Annotated in this window: 13 protein-coding genes and 1 tRNA gene; 13 read left to right on the top strand and 1 reads right to left on the bottom strand. The window is 44.1% G+C overall.

The window, feature by feature from the left end:
* Positions 1-6: 6 nt before the first annotated feature.
* The gene (locus tag IEV61_RS17400; RefSeq protein WP_188418330.1) at positions 7-3,162 is read right to left on the bottom strand and encodes a glycosyltransferase family 117 protein; all 3,156 of its coding nucleotides are present in this window, start codon (positions 3,160-3,162) and stop codon (positions 7-9) included.
* A 278-nt stretch (positions 3,163-3,440) separates the two neighbouring features.
* Between IEV61_RS17400 and IEV61_RS17395 the strand changes: the two genes are divergently transcribed.
* From IEV61_RS17395 to IEV61_RS17335, 13 genes are all read left to right on the top strand, one after another.
* Positions 3,441-3,511, top strand: a tRNA-Gln gene (locus IEV61_RS17395).
* Between the two features lie 191 nt (positions 3,512-3,702).
* On the top strand, positions 3,703-4,650 hold the full coding sequence (locus tag IEV61_RS17390) for a ribose-phosphate pyrophosphokinase (protein WP_188418329.1): 948 nt from the start codon (positions 3,703-3,705) through the stop codon (positions 4,648-4,650).
* Between the two features lie 121 nt (positions 4,651-4,771).
* Positions 4,772-5,356, top strand: coding sequence for a 50S ribosomal protein L25/general stress protein Ctc (locus IEV61_RS17385; protein ID WP_188418328.1), 585 nt, complete (start codon positions 4,772-4,774; stop codon positions 5,354-5,356).
* A gap of 188 nt (positions 5,357-5,544) precedes the next feature.
* On the top strand, positions 5,545-5,907 hold the full coding sequence (locus IEV61_RS17380; RefSeq protein ID WP_188418327.1) for a four helix bundle protein: 363 nt from the start codon (positions 5,545-5,547) through the stop codon (positions 5,905-5,907).
* Positions 5,908-5,997: 90 nt separating this feature from the next.
* On the top strand, positions 5,998-6,558 hold the full coding sequence (pth, locus tag IEV61_RS17375; RefSeq protein ID WP_188418326.1) for an aminoacyl-tRNA hydrolase: 561 nt from the start codon (positions 5,998-6,000) through the stop codon (positions 6,556-6,558).
* A 174-nt stretch (positions 6,559-6,732) separates the two neighbouring features.
* The gene (locus IEV61_RS17370; RefSeq protein WP_188418325.1) at positions 6,733-9,159 is read left to right on the top strand and encodes an outer membrane beta-barrel family protein; all 2,427 of its coding nucleotides are present in this window, start codon (positions 6,733-6,735) and stop codon (positions 9,157-9,159) included.
* Between the two features lie 12 nt (positions 9,160-9,171).
* Complete coding sequence (locus IEV61_RS17365; protein WP_188418324.1) at positions 9,172-9,519, top strand: Spx/MgsR family RNA polymerase-binding regulatory protein; 348 nt, start codon at positions 9,172-9,174, stop codon at positions 9,517-9,519.
* A gap of 97 nt (positions 9,520-9,616) precedes the next feature.
* The gene (locus IEV61_RS17360; protein WP_188418323.1) at positions 9,617-11,599 is read left to right on the top strand and encodes a M1 family metallopeptidase; all 1,983 of its coding nucleotides are present in this window, start codon (positions 9,617-9,619) and stop codon (positions 11,597-11,599) included.
* A 276-nt stretch (positions 11,600-11,875) separates the two neighbouring features.
* The gene (locus tag IEV61_RS17355) at positions 11,876-12,103 is read left to right on the top strand and encodes a hypothetical protein (protein ID WP_188418322.1); all 228 of its coding nucleotides are present in this window, start codon (positions 11,876-11,878) and stop codon (positions 12,101-12,103) included.
* A 250-nt stretch (positions 12,104-12,353) separates the two neighbouring features.
* Positions 12,354-13,046, top strand: a complete 693-nt coding sequence (locus tag IEV61_RS17350) for a peptidase associated/transthyretin-like domain-containing protein (RefSeq protein ID WP_188418321.1) — start codon at positions 12,354-12,356, stop codon at positions 13,044-13,046.
* 163 nt (positions 13,047-13,209) lie between these two features.
* Positions 13,210-14,001 carry a diadenylate cyclase CdaA gene (cdaA, locus tag IEV61_RS17345; RefSeq protein WP_188418320.1) on the top strand — a complete coding sequence of 264 codons (792 nt, stop codon included), beginning with the start codon at positions 13,210-13,212 and terminating at the stop codon, positions 13,999-14,001.
* Between the two features lie 231 nt (positions 14,002-14,232).
* Positions 14,233-15,840, top strand: coding sequence for a PAS domain-containing sensor histidine kinase (locus IEV61_RS17340; RefSeq protein ID WP_188418319.1), 1,608 nt, complete (start codon positions 14,233-14,235; stop codon positions 15,838-15,840).
* Positions 15,841-15,915: 75 nt separating this feature from the next.
* A complete protein-coding gene (locus IEV61_RS17335; RefSeq protein ID WP_188418318.1) occupies positions 15,916-17,376 on the top strand; it encodes a sialate O-acetylesterase in 1,461 nt (486 codons plus the stop codon).
* The last annotated feature ends 23 nt before the right edge of the window (positions 17,377-17,399 follow it).

Below are 17,399 nucleotides of genomic sequence, written 5' to 3'. Positions count from 1 at the left end.
TTTTATTTATTGTCCTTGTCCGCCAAGTACGTTGCCAAATTTGGCTTCGTAGCCTTTGTATTGGGCGCTTAGCTTCTTAAATAATGCCGTTTGGTGGTTGGTATTGGTTAACTCCATTAATCCGTTCAGCATGTACATACCTAACTGCACGTCGCGCTGGTTAACTTCGCCGCCGCCGTTTTGCATTACGGTGGCATTATAGTCTAACGAGTTCTTTACAAAATCGTCTAACTGGTTAATCCACTTGCTGCCTAACTGGGTTTGCCCCAATTGGTAAGCGGTGGTGGTAATGTAATATTTACGCAGGGCTACTTCGCCAAACGGGATGCTGGCCGGTATTACTTCGTCATAACGTTTTAAGGCGTTAACGGCTAAATCGGTATGGCCGTCTTTAGCCAGGTTAGCCGCAAGCGAGTTAAATTGTTTAATGATAATAGGGTAGAACATGGTGGTCGACTCATGATCAAGGTAGCGGGCATTTTTCATATTGCCATACTTAAACTTAGTCATCATATTGTTGTACATTACCAGGCTGTTTACCGGCTCGGGCGCGTCGGCAGCAGTATCGGCTTTTAAGGGCTGCAGGTGGTAGGCAAAGCCTTCATCGTGCATGTACTTATCCAGGCCCATCATGTTTTCGTTACCTACGGTAATGGCAAAATAAACAGGGCGTTTCCAGTTGTTGTGTGCTAAAATATCTATCAGGGCCAGGTTATCCTTAGTTACATAGTTAGATGCGTATTTCCAGGTCATGGCCGGCACGATCAGGTCTTTTTGAGCAGCGCTTACCGTACCTGTTTTAATCAACTCATCGGCGTTGATGGTCATTTTAAAGTTTTTGGTAGGCAGGTAGTTTAGCGACATGCCATTTTCGTACTGCACTTTGGCCTCCGGGTTATCCGACGTTAAAAAGTCGAACACTTCTTTCAGTTCCGTAGTATCCTTTACGTTCATCTGGTCGTTCCAGTAAATAACGTCGCGCACACCGGCTGCAAACTTTTCGTTAGGCATGGTAATAGGCAACGGTGCCGAAGCATTCATTTGCTGCTTCATCTGGCGTATATACCAATCGGTACCCAATAAGCTTAAGTTCACAATGCGTACATCGGGGCGTATACCTTCTACCTCTTGTGCGTACCAAAGCGGGTAGGTATCATTATCGCCATAGGTAAACAAGATGGCGTTAGGTGCGCAGCTATTGAGGTAATTGCTGGCCATATCGCGCGGGGTAGTTTTGGTAGAGCGGTCGTGGTCATCCCATTCCTGGCTGGCCATGAGTACCGGTGCAGCTAATAAGCAAAGCACCGTGGCTATGGTAGCACCTGTTTTAGGGCTGATAGATTTAACCTTATTAAACAGATCGGCCAGGAACAATACGCCTAAACCAATCCAAATGGCAAACACATAGAAAGAGCCTACGTACGCATAATCACGCTCGCGCGGTTGCAATGGGTTTTGGTTGAGGTAAAGCACAATGGCTAAACCGGTAAAAAAGAATAATACGGCTACTACTCCGGCATCGCGCTTGTTGTTTCTAAAATGGTAGATCAATCCTAAAATACCAATTATGAAAGGCAGAGCAAACAGGCGGTTATAAGCCTTGCTTTGGGTAACCGTATAAGGCAGAGGTTTACCTACGTTTATACCGCTAATCCAGTTACCATCGGTGCCGTTACTGTCGTTCTGGCCATCCATATCGTTACTGCGGCCCCAAAAGTTCCATAAGAAATAGCGGTTATACATTTGCTGTATTTGCCAGCTAAAGAAGAAACCCAGGTTATGTTTCATGGTAGGGGCTTCTTCAGGCGTCATCCCCATCCACTGGCGGTAAAAAGCAGCCTGACCGGGTTTATCATCATACATGCGTGGGAAAAGCGTGTTATGATCATAAACGGTATTGGTTTTTTTACCCGCTATTTCATACTTAGTAGCGCCGCGGCGGTAAATAGTAGCCCCTTCGGTTTGTTCAACCGCTTTGCCATCAAAATACTGACCGTAAATTAATGGAGTTTCGCCATACTGGTCGCGGTTTAAGTAACTGTTCAGCGCAAATGCATCTTGTGGATCGCTGTTGTTAAGATTAGTACCTGCCTTGGCACGCACTATGATCATCACAAAAGAGCTATAACCTAACAAAATGAACATGGTACATAACAGCACCATATTTAACGAGTAGCGTTTTTGGCGTACTTTTAAAACATACTCCAGCAAAGCTAAAACGGCAATGGCGGCAATTAAGCCTACAATACCGCTACTAATGGTTAAGGCAATAATAAAGGCGGCAATGGCAGCAATTAAAGCGCCTTTTGATTGTGTAACCGAGTAGTAAATACCGGCCACCAAAGTTGTGATCAACAACAGATAAAACACAATAGCACCACTGTTAAAGCTAAAGCCTAAGCTGTTTACAAAAAGAAGATCGGCAAAGGCAGCACCTTTAACCGTAAACTGGATAATGCCCCAAAGCACTAAACCTAATACTACAATACCTACGGCAAATGAAGCAATGGTACCCCAATTGGTAACTGTTTTAGCGCGGCGGAAGTATATAATTAGGGCAATAACCGGTATTACCAGCAAGTTTAACAAGTGAATACCTATAGATAAGCCCATGATGTAGGCAATAAAAACGATCCAGCGGTCGGCACCGGGCTCATCGGCATGGGCATCAAATTTAAGGATGGCCCAAAATACAATGGCCGTACATAACGATGATTGCGCATAAACCTCCGACTCTACCGCAGAGAACCAAAACGTATCAGAGAAAGTATAAGCCAGTGCACCTACCAAACCCGAGCCTATAATAAGGATCATGTTGGTGGTGGTCATATCTTCCACTTTTTTAACTAATATTTTTTTAGCCAGCATGGTTATGCTCCAAAACAGGAACAAAATAGTGGCTGCACTGGCTAGGGCCGATGCCATATTGGTCCAGAAAGCTACGCGGGTAACATCGCCAAAAGAAAGGAGCGAAAATACTTTACCAATCATGGTAAACAGGGGTGCACCCGGTTGGTGGGCTACCTGCAGGCGGTAAGCGCAGGCAATAAATTCGCCGCAATCCCAAAAACTGGTGTAGGGCTCCAGGGTTAGAGTGTAAGTAATGGCGGCAATTAAGAAAGCCAGCCAGCCAAAAAGGTTATTGATCTTGGTATAATTCATGTCCAAACTCTACAATTTGCTTTACAAAATTTAAGCTGACGAAATTAATAAAACTCTGCTTAGTTAAGTTAATTAGTTGAAATTAAAGCCCCTCCCCAGCCCTCCCCGGGAGGGAGGGAGTTATTGACTATCAATTATGTTGAGCTTTCTAAAGCCCTCCCTCCCGGGGAGGGTTGGGAGGGGCTCTTATTTTTTTTGAAAAATATTTTTGCAGCTTCAGATTTTCACCTTACATTTGCATTCGATTTCGGAAGAGGATAACAAATCTGAAAGCGGATTGTCCGATAGTATAAAGGTAGTACGACGGTTTTTGGTACCGTTTGTCTAGGTTCGAATCCTGGTCGGACAACACAAAAGAGAAATTCGAATTTCGGAATGTCGAAATTCGAATTTTTCATTTATAGCAATGTTTATTTGTCTGAACCGGAATTTTCAGAATTAAAGAATTTACAGGATAAACAAGGGAGGGTAGTAATTTGCCCTTTGAACTTGTTTGGAATTTAAATTCGAAATTGAAAGTTCGAAATTCGAAATCAAGATATGCCGTTACAGTTCAACTCAGTTAAAGTATTTGCAGGCCCGGCAGCTAAAGATCTGGGTACCAAAATTGCAAGATCATACGATGGCCGCGAACTGGGCGATATGACCATTTCGAAATTCAGCGACGGAGAGTTTCAGCCGCACATTAACGAATCGGTACGGGGCTGCGATGTATTCTTTATACAAAGCACCAACCCACCAACAGATAACCTGATGGAACTGCTCATGATGATAGATGCCGCCCGTCGTGCATCGGCCCATTATGTAACTGCGGTAATCCCTTATTTCGGTTTAGCGCGTCAGGATCGTAAAGATAAGCCGCGTGTGGCCATTGGTGCTAAGCTGGTAGCTAACCTGTTAACCGCAGCGGGCGCCAACCGCGTAATGACCATGGATTTGCATGCTGCACAAATACAGGCGTTTTTTGACATCCCGGTCGATCATTTAGATGCTTCGATCATTTTTGTGCCTTACATTAAAAGCCTGGCCTTGCCAAACTTGACAATAGCATCGCCGGATATGGGTGGTTCTTACCGTGCCCGTACCTTTGCCAAGTTTTTTAACGCCGAGGTAGTTATATGCGATAAGCGCCGTAAGCGTGCCAACGAAATTGAAAGCATGACCATTATTGGTGATGTAACCGGGCAGGACATTGTACTGATTGATGATATTGTGGATACCGCCGGTACATTGGCTAAAGCCGCAGGTTTAATTATGGAGCGTGGCGCCCGCAGTGTACGTGCCGTATGTACGCACCCGGTATTATCGGGTAATGCGTATGAAACCATACAAAACTCGGCTTTAACCGAGTTGATCGTTACCGATACCATTCCTTTGAAACAGGAATGCAGCAAAATAAAAGTGTTATCAACTGCCGAGCTGTTTGGTAAAGCCATTGCTAATGTAAATGAGCATGGTTCTATTAGCCAGTTGTTTAAAATAGATTAAAACCCCTCCTAAATCCCCCCCAAAAGGGAGGACTTTAAGAGAATAACGATACCCTTATCTTACTCCCTCTCCTTTGGAGAGGGTTGGGGAGAGGTTTAACAAGTTAAAACAAAACAAGAAAATGAAATCAATTGCTATTAGCGGTTCTCCAAGAGAGAACGTAGGGAAACGCGACGCTAAAGAACTGCGTTATCAAGGTCAAGTGCCTGCAGTACTTTACGGTGGTGCTACACAAACCCACTTTTCAGTGTCCGCAGCTGATTTGAAACCGGTTGTTTACACACCCGTTGTTCAATTCATCGATTTAGACGTGGCCGGTGTTGCTTCACAAGCCATCATCAAAGACATGCAGTTTCACCCGTTAACCGACGAGATCCTGCACGTTGACTTTTTGTTACTGGACGAGAGCAAACCGGTAACTATTGAAATTCCGATTTTATTAACCGGTACATCGCCAGGTGTTAAAATGGGTGGTAAATTAACGCAAAAGTTACGTAAACTGCGTATCAAAGCTTTACCTAAAGATCATTTGGATACTATTGAAGTAAGCATAGAAGGTTTAGAGGTAGGTAGTTCAGTTCGTGTTAGAGACATCAAACTTCCAAATCTAACTATTACTAACACTCCAGAAGACACTATCTTATCTATCACCACTTCACGTGCCCTGCGTCAAGCCGAGCAAGAAGCTGCTTCAGGTAAGAAATAAGTTTCTTTTTGATTTAATAAAAAGGCAGTGCTTTGTTAAAGCCACTGCCTTTTTTTTTGACTTGGAGAAGAAGGACTTTTGGAGGAGGGACTTTTTTTAGTTAGTGGCATTAGCGATTGTTCTACAGAGTAATGGAATGTTTTTATTTTCGCGTATTACGTTTGAACATAAAATTAGCTGATTGAGTAATGGTAAAGCATAATTTCAGGCAATTAAACATTTGGAAAGATGCTGTTGATTTGGCGAAGGAAGTGTATCGGCTTACGCAATCGTTACCGTCTGAGCATAAGTATGGAATATCCAGTCAAATGTTTCGTGCCGCAGTATCCGTATCTTCAAATATTGCAGAAGGCTCTGCCAAAAACTCCCCAAAGGAATTTGTCTATTTTCTCAGCACAAGTTTAGGGTCGGCTTACGAATTAGAAACTCAATTGGTAATTTCAGGTCAATGTGGCTTGATTGATGTTCACCATATCGAACGCCTTATTGGTAAAGTTCAAATCTTGCAAAAACAGATCATGGCTTTCGTCAATGTTGTCAAGGCAACATAATTTACAGAGTCTTTCATCCTAAAATCTTCTTCTCAATGTCCTTCTTCAACAAGTCCATCCTCAATAAGTCTATAAATCCCCAAGTCTAAAATGAAATACCTAATAGTTGGCCTTGGCAACATTGGCCCCGAGTATAAAGACACCCGTCATAACATTGGTTTTATGATACTTGATGAACTGGCTAAACAGGAAAAGACCCAGTTTCATAATATGCGGCTGGCTTATTATACCGAGGTAAATTATAAAGGGCGCACGCTGTGCTTAATTAAACCAACTACTTATATGAACCTGAGCGGCAAAGCGCTCAACCACTGGATGCAACAATTGAAAGTGCCGTTGGAAAATGTGCTGGTGCTGGTTGATGACCTGGCCCTGCCTTTAGGTACCCTCCGCTTAAAGCCTAAGGGAAGTGCGGCCGGCCACAATGGCTTAAAAAATATTGAACAAGTGCTGAGCCACAATAACTACGCCCGCTTGCGCTTTGGTATAGACGACAATTACCCTAAGGGTCGCCAGGTAGATTATGTGCTGGGAGGTTTTGACGAGGATGAAAAGCCCGAGCTTCCTGCCCTGATAGACAGATCGATAGAGATGATCAAAAGTTTTGCTACCGCAGGTACCGAACTCACCATGACGCGTTTTAACAAGTGAGTACCTAAAAGTTAAATGTTTGTTAAAACTCCTTCAAAGTGTCAATAATTTGATGTTTTCGGGGTATTTTGCAATTATATTTTACCGCTACTGTAACGTTTTGTGTTTTTATCGCATCTTATGGATGTGCGCACTGTATACGGGGCGGCTGGCCTATGCCATCACAATTAATCTATGAATAAATTTATACTGACCTTAACAACTTTTATTTGTATTACTGCGTTTTCTTTTGCGCAAACTACAACACCGTCTACCGCTACCGTAAAAGGTTCAGTCATAGATTCGGCCAATAATCAACCTTTAGGCTATGTGACCATTGCCCTGGTAGATGCCACCACCAATCAGCCTGTAAAAAGTACTTTCTCTAAAGACGATGGTACGTTTATATTAACAGGCCTGGCCGAAAAATCGTATAAATTGGCACTGGTCAACGTAGGCTATGCCGGTAAGACCATTACCCTTACCGATTTAAAAGGCGTAAAAGATGTTGGTCGTTTGTTTATTTCGGCGGCTTCGGGCCAATTGAAAGAAGTTACCGTTTCGGCTGTTAGGCCCCTCATGAAACGCGAGGTAGACCGCATAGCCTTCGACGTGCAGGCCGACCCCGAAAATAAGGTACTCACCGTACTGGACATGATGCGCAAAGTGCCCCTGCTATCTGTAGATGCTACTGACCAGATCAAATTACAGGGAAATACCAACTTCAAGATCCTTATCAACGGCAAACCGTCGGCACTAATTGCTAAAAGTCCGAGCGATGTGTTCAGGGCTATGCCGGCCAGTAATATTGAAAAGATAGAGGTGATTACTACGCCACCGGCCAAGTACGATGCCGAGGGTTTGGCGGGTATCATCAACATTATTACCAAAAAGAATATTGACCAGGGTTATAACGGCAGCATTAATACCCGCTACAGTAACTTATGGGGACCAGGCGTTAATTTAAACCTAACCTACAAAAAAGGGAAGTTTGGTTTAGGCGGATATGCCGGTTACAACAAGCGCAACAATCTTACCACCGACTACAGTAACTTAAACAATAACTTTAAGGAAGATGGCACGCCCATATCAACCCTTAACCAAAATGGTAACCGCACTAACTCCGGTAACAATACATACGCCAGTACAGAGTTAAGCTACGAGGCCGACAGTTTAAATTTATTTACAGGCTCGTTTGAATATTATAAAGGCAACAATTACTCGGATGCTATGCAGTTCTCTAATTTAGAGAGCACCGATGCCAGTAGACGCAATGCGTACAGGTCGTTCAATAATAGCGATAACACTTACCGCGGTTTAAGCGCGGGCTTAGATTACCAATTAGGCTTTAAAAAGAATAAAGAACAAACCCTCACGGCATCGTACAAGTACAATTCCAACAAGAATATTCAATTCAACGATATTAGTTTTACAGAACGGGTAAGGTACACACAGCCCAATTACCAGCAGTTTAACAACTCGGGAGCTAATGAACATACCGCACAGTTAGATTACGTGCAGCCGTTTAAAAAACTAAATTTGGAAGCTGGTGCCAAAGCCATTTTCCGGAATAATTTTAGCGATAGCCGCAACGATACACTCACAGCAAACACCAATGCCTACGTAACTGATGCCCGGCAAAGCCAGGTATTCGATTACCAGCAAAACGTATACAGCGTTTATAATTCTTACCAATATAAGTTTAACGATAAGTGGGTAGCCAAGGGAGGTTTACGCCTGGAGCACACTACGGTGAATGCCAACAACGTGGTAGATCAAAAGTATTCTAACTTAATTCCTTCGTTATCTATACAGCGCTCATTTACTAGTAGCAGCTTAAACCTGGGCTATACCGACCGTATACAACGCCCCGGTATATGGCAGCTAAACCCGTTTGTAAACAGCCAAAACCCGCAGTTTATTGAGGTGGGTAATCCTAACCTGCGCCCGGTGGTAAACCATAGCGTTGAGCTTACATACAGCAACTTCAAGAAAGGGTCGTTCAACTTCGGCGTAAACTATAAGTTTGCCAACAACACGGTAGAAAGTATTACCACCATTAATACAGCAACAGCTGTTAGTGTAAGTACCTACGATAACGTAGGCTCTAACAAACGCCTTGGCGCCGACCTGAACATCAATTATCCGTTTACTTCTAAACTTAACTTTAACCTCAATAGCCAGTTGGTGCATGTATGGCTTAAAGGCTATGTAAACGGGGTATTGTATAACGCCAAAGGCTACCAGGGTCATAGCTTTGGTGGTTTAAGCTATAAGTTTGATAACGGCTACCGCCTGGGTGCCAATGTTGATTTTGATAGTCGCTACGTGTTGCTTCAAGGGCGCGATAACTATTGGTTAGGTTATTCGGCCAGTGCTTCTAAAGAGTTTTGGAATAAAAAAGCAACTATATCCGTATACGCCAATACACCTTTTCAAAAGTTCCGCACAATAGATAATACCATCCGCACGCCTACCTCGTACCAGCTTACGCTCAATAACCAGTATGCCCGTGCTATTAACATCAGCTTCAATTATAAATTTGGCAGCCTGGGTGGCGAACTGAAGAAGAGCAAGCGCAGCATCAGCAACGACGATGTAAGCGGTGGCGGCAGAAATTAATAACTTAGCCGCATGAAAGTATACGGCATTACCAACTGCAACACCGTTAAAAAAGCCATAGACTGGCTAAAGCAGCACAACGTTAACTACGAATTTCACGATTTTAAAAAGCTTGGCGTAAGCGCCGAAAAGCTGGCCGAGTGGAACGACAAAGCAGGTTACGAAAAGTTTTTAAACAAGCAGGGCCTTACCTGGCGCGGCCTGGATGCCGAAACCAAGGAAAGCGTGCATTCTGCTGCGGAAGCGTTACCATTATTGCAGCAAAAAACCAGTATGATCAAACGCCCGGTTATTGAAGACAACGGCTTTTTGTCTTTTGGTTTTGATGAGAAGGCCTATGCTCAACACTTTGGCAAATAGGCAGGCAAATATAATTTGGTAACAATCGGTTTACCTGTAAGTACAATAGCCTAAATAATCTTATTATTGCTTTTTAGTGCGCAATAAAATTTAACACATGAGATACAACTTTTTAGCCGGTCTTTCTCTGGCTTTGATGGCTGTTACCGGGCTGGCCAACGCCCAGGGGCAACAGCAGCAACAGGTAGATCCCAATGCTCCTGTTTCCAAATATAATTACCAGGAAGCTTTCGGGCCTTTGTTCTACACCAAGAATGGGAACGATTTTAGAGCCGCCAGCGGCGAGCCGGGGGCACGCTACTGGCAAAACCGGGCCGATTACCAGTTAACCGCCCGCCTTAACGATAAATCCAACGAAATTACCGGTACCGAGGCTTTAACCTACACCAATAACAGTCCGCAAAAACTGGGCTTTTTATGGATGCAGTTAGACCAGAACCTGTTTAAGCAAGATTCGCGCGGTAGCGCCATCATTCCGCCAAGTGGTAGCCGTAACGGCGGCCGCGGACAGGTGTTTGATGCCGGTTACAAAATTAAGTCGGTAAAAGTAAATGGTACCGATGTAAAGTACATGATCAACGATACCCGCATGCAAATCTTTTTAACCAAAGAAGTTGCACCCAATGGCGGGCAGGTAAAGGTAAACATCGAATACTCTTTTGTTGAGCCCGATTATGGGTCTGACCGTACCGGTATCCTGCAAACCAAAAATGGTAAAATATTTACCGTTGCGCAATGGTATCCGCGCATGTGCGTGTATGATGATGTAATGGGATGGAACACCGTGCCATATACAGGTCCGGGTGAGTTTTACCTGGAGTATGGCGATTTTGATGTAGCCATTACTGCACCATCAAACCACATAGTACTGGCATCGGGCGAATTGCAAAACCCGGGCGAGGTATATACTGCCGAGCAGCAAAAACGCTGGGCACAAGCCGCACAAAGCGAAAAAGCAGTAATTATCCGTAGTGCTGCCGAGGTAACTAATGCAGCTTCGCGTCCTTCAGGTAAATCTGAGCTAACCTGGCGCTTTAAAATCAAGAACGCACGCGATGTGGCCTGGTCTTCTTCGGCCGCCTTTATTGTTGATGCTGCCAAGATTAATTTGCCAAGTGGCAAAAAATGTATTTCGGTATCGGCTTATCCTGAAGAAAGCAATGGTGATGCCGCCTGGGGGCGTTCAACCGAGTATACTAAAAAAGCTATTGAGCATTACTCTAATAAATGGTTTGAGTTTCCTTACCCTGTAGCCTCAACCGTAGCCGGTATTGTAGGTGGTATGGAGTATCCGGGTATCGTATTTTGCGGTGCGCGTGCTAAAGGCTCGGGCCTTTGGGGGGTAAACGATCATGAGTTTGGCCATACCTGGTTCCCAATGATCGTGGGTTCAAACGAGCGCTTATACGGCTGGATGGATGAGGGCTTCAATACCTTCATTAACACCCTGAGCACCGATGCATTTAACAACGGCGAGTACAAACCAACCCGCCCAACCGATATGCACCGTGCAGGTGATTTTTACACCCGCCCAACTACTGAGGCTATCCTGAATACGCCGGCCGGTATTAAAGAACGTAACAACGGTACTTTACTATACTCAAAACCGGGTGCCGGTTTAACCTTGCTGCGCGAGCAGATCTTAGGTCCCGAGCGTTTCGATTTTGCTTTCCGTACCTATGTTGAGCGTTGGGCCTTTAAACACCCAACACCCGATGATTTCTTCCGTACTATGGAAAATGTATCTGGCGAAAGTTTGCAGTGGTTTTGGAGAGGCTGGTTTACCAACAACTGGCGTTTAGATGTAGGCGTTCGCGACGTGAAGTATGTAAGCGGCGATGCCTCACAAGGTGCCATGATCACTTTAGATAACCTGGAGAAAATGGCCATGCCGGTTATCCTGGAAATTAAACAAAAAGGTGGTAAAACAGAACGTATTAAATTGCCGGTAGAAATTTGGGAACGCAACAACACCTGGACTTTCAGGTACCCATCTACTTCAGAAATTGAAAGCGTTACCTATGACCCTGATAAAGTATTGCCCGACTTTAACGAGAGCAATAACGTTTGGAAAAAATAAATCAACATCGCTAACCGGCGATTTTGATCAATGACTTAAAAGGCTGCTTCCCAACAATGGGAAGCAGCCTTTTTTTATTTGGCAGGGATATTATAATGGATCAAATAAGTCATTTAAGTAAATGTGCCATTTGCAATTATTAAGCACTCGGTAAAAGGTGCTTTTGTAAACCGGTAAACTATTACAGCATCTGCCTGTATAATTATCGCTATTATCAGTTGCTGCAATTGTTCTCTGGCTTCTTATTTGTTAACTCAGTACTTAAACGCAACCATTATGACTTTACAAGACAGAATAAAAGAGAAAATTGACGGGCAATTAAAGGGAGAAGTGAACGGCGAAAGTGCCGATACACTTAGCCAGCTATTAACCGCCGATGTTAAATTTATTGCCACACAATTTGCTACTTATGCCGGTAAGCACCCAGAGCTGGAAGTGAACCAGTTGTTTGATGAGTGGTTTAACGATCATTTTAACGATCCGTTGATCAAAACATTTGAATAAGTGTAAAAATCGGTAAGTGTATTAGGTTGCGTTATTGCCGCCATTGTATTTACTTTGCCTGTAAGATCACTTCGGCCACTTGTTATGCATTACCTGTGTCTGTCAGGCGGCATGAGTGAGTTGTCGATTACATAATGTTGAAAGCCTTATTTGATGCTTTTGGTCCATAAAGCCTAAATTTTAACATTTCAAATGAAAACTATGCTGCTGTAACGCGGTTTTATTGCTATATAACTGATACATTATACCTATGAGAGCCACAACCTACCTGATAATGATTTGCCTTTGCCTTATAGGCATGGGTGCACAAGCACAACAAAATGTAATTAAGGGCCAGGTTATCGAAAGTGGTACCAACGCCAAAATGAGCAACGTTTTTATCAAGAATACCAACAACAGCCAGGCAGCCCTGAGTGATGATAACGGTAATTTTGAGATCAGGGGGATAATGGGCAACACCTTAATTATTTCATCGCCCGGCTACGTTTCAGATACGCTTTACGTTGCCGATATGAAATTTAAATACATTACTATGGCTCGTTTAGGTATAACGCTGGGCCAGGTAAACGTGCGCGGCGAAAGGTTTGACCCAAGGGCCGAATACCCGTCGGTATATCAAAAAAGTAAGGTTTACGTATTGTCGCCAACCACCTGGTTTGGTAAAGAAGCCAAAGATGCCCGCCGTCTTAAAAAATACTTTGCACAAGAGGTGAAAGAACGCCGTATCGACTCGGCATTTACACGTACCTACGTAAGCAGTATAGTGCCGTTAAAAGGACAGGATTTGGATGCATTTATGAACTTATACCGCCCAACGTACGAGTTTGTAACCAGCAACAATGCCGAATCTATGGCGGTTTACATCAACGATTCTTATAAGAAATACATGGCCCTGCCGCCCGAGAAAAGGGTAGTGCCTAAGTTGGAAACAACTGGTCAGTAATATTTCAGCAACTTCATTACGCCGAATTCTTTCGGATAAGTAAGCGCATTTAGCAGGGCATCACTTTAAAGAGTATGCCCTGTTAATCGTTTTATTTCATGCCATTTTACTTTGTGCTTACGGCGTCTCACTGCCAATTCCGTAAAAATGCCTAACTTCGTTCATGCAGTCGATAGACTTTAACCTGTTTAAATTTAACCTCTTCGATGTACTCGATGTACTGCTGGTAGCCTTGCTCATCTATCAGCTTTACAACCTGATACGGGGTACCATTGCCGCCAATATATTTATTGGTTTAGCTATGGTTTGCCTGCTGTATTTTGTGGTGAGGGCCTTAAACATGCGCCTGCTTACCGGCATTCTGGGCAACTTTATGAACGTGGGTATTATAGCGGTCATTGTGGTTTTTCAGCAAGAGATAAGGCGATTTTTATTACTGGTAGGCCGCAATGCCTCACTACAACGTAACCGCGCCTGGTGGCGGTATTTTTTGGGTAAAACCGATGTGGAAAAAGATAACTACAAGCGCATTAAGCCTATTATAGATGCTTGCAAAAGCATGAAGCAAACCCATACAGGCGCACTCATTGTTTTTGTGAAAGACTACGACGAACAGATCTACCAAAACAGCTGCGAGGTAATGGAGGCTAAAATATCAAAGCGCCTTATCGAAAGTATTTTTCAAAAGAACGGACCATTGCATGATGGTGCCGTTATTATATCGGGGAACAAGATCAAATCGGCCAGTTGCATTTTACCTCTTACCGATAATACCGATCTGCCCCCGCAGTTTGGTTTACGCCACCGGGCCGGCATTGGTGTTACCGAAGCTAATGATGCCACGGCCATCATCGTATCTGAAGAAACCGGTGAAATATCTTACGCCAAGCAAGGCCGTGTGAAGATGAATATCAGCTTCGCCGAGCTGGAAAAGCTGCTTAATAAGGATTATTAATCTATCAACTGGGGATGTATTTAGGGTAAGATAAATCCTCCTTATCAGGGCTGATTGTGCTCACTGATGTTGCCTGCTATTAAATTGACGAGAAGCCCATTTTTAACAAACAATCTAAATTATTGATAGTTAATTATATGCTTTTCGGGTATAACTGGGTAGTATTTAACGTTTGTTAAATTAAATATCTTTGATTATTCCGCAAGCATTTTAGAGCGAAGTACTTAACTTATGTCCGAACCCGATACTAACCAGCAGGCCGCAGAAATTGAACGTTTAAAGCGGGAAGTTGAACGCCTTACTGCCGAAAATCAATTGCTTTCTTCAGCAGCGGCCACTTGTAGAACGGATGCAGACACACAGGCGGATAATTTACTGGCCGGTCTGGCACAATTTAAGCTGATTGCCGATAATGTGCCAGTTATAGTTTGGACCGCCGACCCGCACGGAAATATAGATTATTTAAATAAGCGGTATACCGAGTATACAGGGTTGCCTGCCCAACAATCTCTTGGAAATAACTGGTACAGCATTGTACACGCCGATGATATTGAGCGCACAAGCCAGGTTTGGGCTCAATCTATACAGCACGGCACTAATTACGAAATTCAATACCGTTTCAGGCGTGGGTTAGATAACACGTACCGCTGGCAACTGGGCAAAGCGCTGCCCCTGAAAAACCACAATGGTAAGGTGATCAAATGGTTTGGTATCACTACCGATATTCATGAGCAAAAGCAGGCCGAACGCCAGAAAGATGAATTTTTGAGCATTGCCAGCCACGAGCTTAAAACGCCGCTTACTTCGGTAAAAGCGTTTATGCAGCTGGCGCTTAAAGGCATTATGCCCGAAGACAAGGCTTATAACTTTATCAATAAATCGGCAGCCCAGTTGGTACGTTTAGAAAGCCTGATCAATGATCTGCTCGACGTTTCCAAGATCAACGCCGGGAAGATGAATTATAACCTCGAACCTTTCGAGTTTAGTACCGCCCTTACCGAAACGGTAGAAAATATTCAGCAGGCCAATCAAAAATACCATATAATCATTGAGCGTAACGATGAGGTGGTATACAAGGGCGACAGGCTACGCATAGAGCAGGTGATTAACAATTTGATTGCCAACGCTATTAAGTATTCTCCAAACAGCGATAGGGTTGTTGTTCGTTCCGAATTAAAGCAAAATAATCTCATTGTTTCGGTACAGGATTTCGGTATCGGCATTGAGCCCGAAAACCTTACCAAGCTTTTTGATCGCTATTACAGGGTGGATAATACGTCTATGCGTTTTCAGGGACTGGGTTTAGGACTGTTTATCTCCTCCGAAATTATTAAACGGCACAACGGTAGTTTTTGGATTGAGAGCACACCAGGGGAGGGCTCAACGTTTTTTTTCTTGCTCCCTATTAATGGTAAGCAGGAGTTTATTGACATTGAAACCGATAATCAAACTTATTATAAAGGCAACTTCATTGAAATGAGGTATTTGCCTGAGCACCAATGGCTGGATGTGAACTGGTTGGGCTATCAGAACTTTGATTCAGTAAAAAAGGGCTGCATGATCATGCTCGATTTGCTGAAGAAGAATAACTGTTCGAAAGTGCTGAATGATAATACCTACGTAACGGGCAACTGGTCTGAAGCGGCCGATTGGGGCGGTGAGTTTTGGTTCCCGGCCATGCAGGAAGCCGGTTTAAAGCATTTCGCATGGATCTATTCGCCCAGCACCTTCAGCCGCATGTCGGCTCATAAAAGCATCGATATAACCATGGGTAAGGTGACTGCCCAGTTCTTCACCAGCGTTGATAAAGCCCGTACATGGCTTCAAAATATGGATTAATTGCGAACTGAATGTGCGGGATTTAAATTAAACCGCTACATTTAACTATAAATTATAACTGCCTTTTGTTTACCTATGTTAAAGTTTAAAACGCTTGCCGTATCCTTTTTAGCATTATTTTCTGCCACTGCATTTGCACAAGTGCGCCTGCCCAACGTACTGGGCAGCAATATGGTTTTGCAGCGTAATCAGCCCGTGCCGGTTTGGGGCTGGGTAAATCCGGGCAAAGCCGTAAAAGTAGCGTTCGGTGGCCAGGCTAAAGGCGCTGTGGCCGATGGTGCCGGTTATTTTAAAGTGGTTCTAAACCCGCTAAAGGCCAATACTTCACCGCAGGTAATGACCATTACTTCGGATACGGCTACCATTAAACTTCAAAATATTTTAGTGGGTGAGGTTTGGCTGTGCTCGGGCCAATCTAATATGGAATACACCATGAAGCTCATGAAAGGTTACGCCAAGCCTGCCAAAGGAGTTGATAGTGCCGAATTGGAGCTTACCAAAATTAACCCCAACATCCGCCTGTTCAAGGTAGAAAAAAAGCTGAGCTTTCCCGACGTTACCACCACCGGTTGGAACGAATGCCAGGGCGAAGCACTGGCGCAAACTTCGGCTGTGGGTTATTACTTTGCTAAAAATATTCAGGAAAAATTGAAGGTGCCGGTTGGTATTATAGCCTCCTCATGGGGTGGCAGCCGCATTGAACCATGGACACCACCATCGGGCTATGCCGCATTGCCTGCCTTTGCTAAAGAAGCAGCCGATGGTGATAAAATGCAGATGGACAGCATGGCACCGGGAAAGTATTATAAAAGTATGATTGAGCCGCTGGCTCCGTTTGCGCTGCATGGCGTATTGTGGTACCAGGGCGAAAGCAATGCCATGCTCAACGAACCCGGCATGCGCTACGCCGACAAAATGCAAGCCCTTGTGGATAGCTGGCGTAAACAATGGGGGAATGATAAAATGTCGTTTTACTCGGTGCTGATAGCACCTTACTACTACACCAAACGTAAGGATAAAATACCGCATACTACCGAAACGCTTCCCCTGTTTTGGGAGCAGCAGATCCAGTCTACCCGTATTTCAAACACGGGGATCATCACCATTACCGATTTGGTTGACGATTTGAAGAATATCCATCCGCCATACAAATGGGAGGTAGGCCGCCGCTTGGCTAACCTGGCCTTAGCTAAAGATTACGGCTTTAAAAAGATAACTTATAGCGGGCCTGTTTATGAGCGTATGGAAGTGAAAGGAGACAAAATTATCCTTCATTTTGCCAATGCCGATGGATTGAAAACCACCGATGGCAAGGCTCCCGACTTTTTCAGCATAGCCGGTACCGACGGCCAGTTTGCCGATGCGCAAGCGCAGATAGCAGGCAATACCGTTATCCTGTCAAATCCATCCATCAGCAAACCTGCTGCTGCCCGTTTTGCCTGGACAGAAGTTGCCCAGCCTAACTTAGCGAACAGTGCCGGTTTGCCCACGGTGCCTTTTCGTACCAACGGTTTGGAGTGGACTTATCAAAAATAAGCAGCAGGGCGGTAAGTATAGAC

This window comes from Mucilaginibacter galii (assembly GCF_014635825.1).
Taxonomy (GTDB): Bacteria; Bacteroidota; Bacteroidia; order Sphingobacteriales; family Sphingobacteriaceae; genus Mucilaginibacter; species Mucilaginibacter galii.
This window is presented reverse-complemented; position numbering and strand designations above follow the sequence as displayed.

Coding starts and splice junctions, on each gene's coding strand:
- IEV61_RS17385 (WP_188418328.1), top strand. CDS start 4,772: ATGAAATCAATTGCTATTAGCGGTTCTCCAAGAGAGAACGTAGGGAAA.
- IEV61_RS17340 (WP_188418319.1), top strand. CDS start 14,233: ATGTCCGAACCCGATACTAACCAGCAGGCCGCAGAAATTGAACGTTTA.
- cdaA (WP_188418320.1), top strand. CDS start 13,210: ATGCAGTCGATAGACTTTAACCTGTTTAAATTTAACCTCTTCGATGTA.
- IEV61_RS17400 (WP_188418330.1), bottom strand. CDS start 3,162: ATGAATTATACCAAGATCAATAACCTTTTTGGCTGGCTGGCTTTCTTA.
- IEV61_RS17380 (WP_188418327.1), top strand. CDS start 5,545: ATGGTAAAGCATAATTTCAGGCAATTAAACATTTGGAAAGATGCTGTT.
- IEV61_RS17365 (WP_188418324.1), top strand. CDS start 9,172: ATGAAAGTATACGGCATTACCAACTGCAACACCGTTAAAAAAGCCATA.
- IEV61_RS17360 (WP_188418323.1), top strand. CDS start 9,617: ATGAGATACAACTTTTTAGCCGGTCTTTCTCTGGCTTTGATGGCTGTT.
- IEV61_RS17350 (WP_188418321.1), top strand. CDS start 12,354: ATGAGAGCCACAACCTACCTGATAATGATTTGCCTTTGCCTTATAGGC.
- IEV61_RS17335 (WP_188418318.1), top strand. CDS start 15,916: ATGTTAAAGTTTAAAACGCTTGCCGTATCCTTTTTAGCATTATTTTCT.
- IEV61_RS17355 (WP_188418322.1), top strand. CDS start 11,876: ATGACTTTACAAGACAGAATAAAAGAGAAAATTGACGGGCAATTAAAG.
- pth (WP_188418326.1), top strand. CDS start 5,998: ATGAAATACCTAATAGTTGGCCTTGGCAACATTGGCCCCGAGTATAAA.
- IEV61_RS17370 (WP_188418325.1), top strand. CDS start 6,733: ATGAATAAATTTATACTGACCTTAACAACTTTTATTTGTATTACTGCG.
- IEV61_RS17390 (WP_188418329.1), top strand. CDS start 3,703: ATGCCGTTACAGTTCAACTCAGTTAAAGTATTTGCAGGCCCGGCAGCT.